Source organism: Variovorax sp. P4_D9, from assembly GCF_056401695.1.
The window spans coordinates 1-4,063 of sequence record NZ_JBFUIU010000786.1; the positions used below are offsets into that span (position 1 = coordinate 1).

Sequence of the window (4,063 nt, forward strand, 5' to 3'; positions counted from 1 at the left end):
GAGATCTACGAGATCGACCCGCACAAGTGCACCGAATGCGTGGGCCACTTCGACGAACCGCAGTGCGTGCAGGTGTGTCCGGTCGCCTGCATCCCGACCCACCCGGGCTACGTCGAGACCCGCGAGACCCTGTGGCAGAAGTTCGAGCGGCTCGCCGAAGCCAAGGCCGCCAAGGCGGCGGCGCAGGCGGACCCGGCCGCCGCCCCGGCGCCCTAGGTTTTCGGGTCGTTCGCGGCGCCCGCCTTGGCGCGCATCTTCTTGCGCGGCGCAAACGGATCCTGCGGGCTCAGGTACTGCGGATCCTTTCTTGCCTTGCCCCTCTTCATCGCGGTGTCCCGAGGCTCCGGCGCGGCCTCCCGCGCGCGCGGCGCGTTGTCGATCAGCGCCCCGCCGCCTGCCCGGGCCCCCGGGAGGCTTCGAGCCGCAGCCGATCGCGCTCCCTTCTTCTCTCTCGCTTCCGCTAGCCCGCGGCGGGTGCACCCCCGTCGTCGGGCTCGCGCCGCGGTGGTTTGGGGCGCGGCGGCTTGCTCGTGTGAATGAGCAGGGTCGCCTTGTCCATCTCGCCGGCCACCAGGGCCGGGAAGGCGTGCAGCGTGCGCACGATCGCGTCCTCGATCGATTCTCGTTGTTCCTTCAGCGGCTTCTTGAGCACCCAGTTCACGACCTCGGATTTCACGCCCGGGTGGCCGATGCCGAGCCGCAGCCGCCAGTAGTCGCCGGTGCCGAGCTGGGCATGGATGTCGCGCAGACCGTTGTGGCCGGCATGGCTGCCGCCGAACTTGAGCTTGGCCTGCCCGGGCACCACATCGAGTTCGTCGTGTGCGACCAGGATCTCGTTCGGCTCGATCTTGAAGAAGCGCGCCAGCGCGGCCGTCGACTTGCCCGACAGGTTCATGAAAGTCTGTGGCTCGAGCAGCCAGATCGGCTTGCCGCCGACCTGCGTGCGCGCCACCAGCCCGTGGTAGCTGCGTTCGGGCGTGAGCGTGAGCTTGAGGTCGCGGGCCAGTGCGTCGATCCACCAGAAGCCGGCGTTGTGGCGCGTGGCTTGGTATTCAGGGCCCGGATTTCCGAGGCCGACAAACAGCTTGATCATGGGAGTGGATTGTGACTTGCGACCGACAAATGAAAACGGCCCGCACTGGGCGGGCCGTCGAAGCGATCAACGCTGTCCGAAGAATTACTTCTTCTTGGTGGGCGCCTTGGCGTCGGCCTTGGCGGCCGGTGCAGCAGCACCTTCGGCCGGGGCGCCTTCGGCGCCGGCTGCAGGCTCTTCAGCGACCAGCGGCGGCACGGCCGAGACCAGCACCGGGTTGACCTTGCCGTGACTCACGAACTTCAGGCCCTTGGGCAGCTTGATGTCGTTGACGTGCACGGTGGCGTTCTTGGTCAGGCCCGACAGGTCGACTTCGATGAACTCGGGCAGGTCGGCCGGCAGGCAGCTGACTTCGATTTCTGTCATCACGTGGTTCACGAGGTTGTGGTCGAGCTTGACGGCGGTCGACTCTTCCTCACCCTTGAAGTGCAGCGGCACCTTGACCGTCATGCGGGTGCGGGCGTCGACGCGCTGGAAGTCGATGTGCTGCACGAGCTGGCGGAACGGGTGGTATTGCACGTCGCGCAGCAGCACCTTGGTGACGTTGCCGGCGAGTTCCATCTCGAGGATCGACGAGTGGAAGGCCTCCTTCTTGAGGGCGTGCCACAGCGCGTTGTGATCGAGTTCGATCAGTTGCGGCTGGCCTTCGCCACCGTAGACAATACCGGGCGTCTTGCCCGTGATGCGGAGACGGCGGCTCGCACCCGTGCCCTGCTTGGCGCGCTCAAAAGCGACGAATTTCATTGATAGCTCCTGTGGAAGTCGACCGCGACCAGTGCGACTCCGGTTTCAAAATGGGCTTCCGCTGCGGGAAGCCCGGCTCTTCTCTCAGAACAGGTTTTCCTGGTCCGAGAACAAACTCATCACCGACTCGCCCTTGGCGATGCGCTGGATCGTTTCGGCGATCAGCGGCGCCACGGACAGCTGGCGGATCTTGGTGCAGCCGATGGCGCTGTCGCTCAACGGGATCGTGTTGGTCACGACCACTTCGTCGAGCGCAGTGCCCTGGGCGATGCGTTCGATCGCGGGGCCCGAGAAGATCGGATGCGTGCAGTACGCATACACCTTCTTCGCGCCGCGTTCCTTCAGGACCTCGGCCGCCTTCACCAGCGTGCCGGCGGTGTCGATCATGTCGTCCATGATCACGCAGTTGCGGCCGTCGATCTCGCCGATCACGTGCATGACCTCGCTCACGTTGGCGCGCGGACGGCGCTTGTCGATGATCGCGAGGTCGCAATTCAGTTGCTTGGCCAGCGCCCGGGCGCGGACCACGCCGCCGACGTCGGGCGAGACCACGATCAGGTCTTCGTAGTTCTTCTGCCGCAGGTCGCCCAGCAGCACCGGCGACGCATAGATGTTGTCGACCGGGATGTCGAAGAAGCCCTGGATCTGGTCGGCGTGCAGGTCCATGGTCAGCACGCGGGCCACGCCCACGGTCTCGAGCAGGTTGGCCACCACCTTGGCCGAGATCGGCACCCGGCTCGAGCGCGGACGGCGGTCCTGGCGCGCATAGCCGAAGTAGGGGATCACGGCACTGATGCGCTCGGCCGAAGCACGCTTGAGCGCGTCGACCATGATGAGCAGTTCCATCAGGTTCTCGTTGGTCGGCGCGCAGGTCGACTGCACCACGAAGACGTCGCGGGCGCGCACGTTCTGGTTGATCTCGACGGTGACTTCACCGTCCGAGAAGCGACCGACCCGCGCGGCGCCGAGCGAGGTGCCCAGGTTCTGCGAGATCTCGGCGGCAAGGCCCGGATTGGCGTTGCCGGTGAAAACCATGAAGTCAGGGTGTTGAGCCTGCATGAGTGCGTCCCGGCAATGCGAAGTGGCTCTTTGAGGAGCCGCCAAAATTCTCTTGAATGAATTTGGCAGGGGAGAAAGGATTCGAACCTTTGCATGCTGGAATCAAAATCCAGTGCCTTAACCAGCTTGGCGACTCCCCTACACGGGTCGACGACCAATGTCGTCAACCGATATACGCCGCATCAGATCGCGTGAGCGGCCTGATTATCTTCTGAGGCCGCCCAACCCACGAGGGGGTGAACAGCCAGATTGCTGCACTTGCGAACCTGCCAGCCCATCGGGGCCTCGGCGAGTTCCGCGTCGTGCGGCATTGCTGCAAACACCGAACTTCCCGAACCGGTCATCCGGGCCTCGAGTCCTTGGTGACCGAGCCATTCGATGGCTTCGGTGACCGCGGGATAAAGCCGCTGGGCAACCGGCTGCAGATCGTTGTGACCAAAGCCGAATCTTTTTTCGATTCTGTTCTGACCCGATTCGCTATGTGCAGCAAAGCCCGAGATTATAGCAGCAGGAGTTGAGCGTTGCAGATCCTCTGCTGCAAAAATCTGACGGGTATCGAGTCCTTCGGGTGGTTTCGCGACCGCGAACCATCCTGGCGGCAGCTCGATCGGCGTGATGATCTCGCCGATTCCCTCGACCCATGCATTGTGCCCGCGCAGGAAGAAGGGCACGTCGGCGCCCAGGCCGAGGCCGATCTTTTCGAGTGCCGCGAGCGGCAGGTCGAGGCCCCACAGCCGGTTCAGCGCCAGCAGGCAGGTGGCCGCGTCGGAGGAACCGCCACCCATGCCCGCCTGCGCCGGCACCTGCTTGGCGACCCCGATGTGGGCCCCCAGGGGTGTCTTCGCGGCGGCTTGCAGCGCCTTCGCGGCGCGCACGACCAGGTCGTCGGCCGGCAGCGGCGTCGTGAGGTCCTCGCGCGTGATGGCACCGTCGGCGCGCTTTTCGACGTGCAGCGTGTCGCACCAGTCGATCAGCATGAAGACCGACTGCAGCAGGTGGTAGCCGTCGGCCCGCCGGCCCGTGATGTGCAGGAAGAGGTTGAGCTTGGCCGGCGCCGGGAGGTCGTAGAGGGCCTTCATGCGCGCTCGAAGACGATGCGCAGGTCGGCCCGGGGCGTCGGCGACTCGCGCGTGGCCTGCAGGCGGCCGGCTGCGACCTGCGACAGGT

General features: G+C 65.4%; 5 protein-coding genes and 1 tRNA gene. 1 reads left to right on the forward strand and 5 read right to left on the reverse strand.

What is annotated here, in order from left to right:
* The coding region (locus AC1DY5_RS45100; RefSeq protein WP_478120904.1) for a 4Fe-4S dicluster domain-containing protein at positions 1-216 on the forward strand (216 nt) is incomplete at its 5' end.
* A 244-nt stretch (positions 217-460) separates the two neighbouring features.
* On the opposite strand, the gene pth is transcribed toward AC1DY5_RS45100, so the two are convergent.
* The 5 genes from pth to ispE form a co-directional block, all read right to left on the reverse strand.
* On the reverse strand, positions 461-1,093 hold the full coding sequence (gene pth, locus AC1DY5_RS45105; RefSeq protein ID WP_478120905.1) for an aminoacyl-tRNA hydrolase: 633 nt from the start codon (positions 1,091-1,093) through the stop codon (positions 461-463).
* Between the two features lie 84 nt (positions 1,094-1,177).
* Positions 1,178-1,837: a 50S ribosomal protein L25/general stress protein Ctc gene (locus tag AC1DY5_RS45110; RefSeq protein ID WP_478120906.1), complete on the reverse strand. Its 660-nt coding sequence runs from the start codon at positions 1,835-1,837 to the stop codon at positions 1,178-1,180.
* Between the two features lie 84 nt (positions 1,838-1,921).
* Entirely contained in the window at positions 1,922-2,896 is a 975-nt protein-coding gene (locus AC1DY5_RS45115; RefSeq protein WP_478120907.1) for a ribose-phosphate pyrophosphokinase, read from the reverse strand.
* A 63-nt stretch (positions 2,897-2,959) separates the two neighbouring features.
* Positions 2,960-3,036, reverse strand: a tRNA-Gln gene (locus tag AC1DY5_RS45120).
* A gap of 42 nt (positions 3,037-3,078) precedes the next feature.
* On the reverse strand, positions 3,079-3,975 hold the full coding sequence (gene ispE, locus AC1DY5_RS45125) for a 4-(cytidine 5'-diphospho)-2-C-methyl-D-erythritol kinase (protein ID WP_478120908.1): 897 nt from the start codon (positions 3,973-3,975) through the stop codon (positions 3,079-3,081).
* Between the last annotated feature and the right edge of the window lie 88 nt (positions 3,976-4,063).

What these genes read in the sequence shown, in the direction of transcription:
- pth (WP_478120905.1), bottom strand. Translation starts at nt 1,093, where the DNA reads ATGATCAAGCTGTTTGTCGGCCTCGGAAATCCGGGCCCTGAATACCAA.
- AC1DY5_RS45115 (WP_478120907.1), bottom strand. Translation starts at nt 2,896, where the DNA reads ATGCAGGCTCAACACCCTGACTTCATGGTTTTCACCGGCAACGCCAAT.
- ispE (WP_478120908.1), bottom strand. Translation starts at nt 3,975, where the DNA reads ATGAAGGCCCTCTACGACCTCCCGGCGCCGGCCAAGCTCAACCTCTTC.
- AC1DY5_RS45110 (WP_478120906.1), bottom strand. Translation starts at nt 1,837, where the DNA reads ATGAAATTCGTCGCTTTTGAGCGCGCCAAGCAGGGCACGGGTGCGAGC.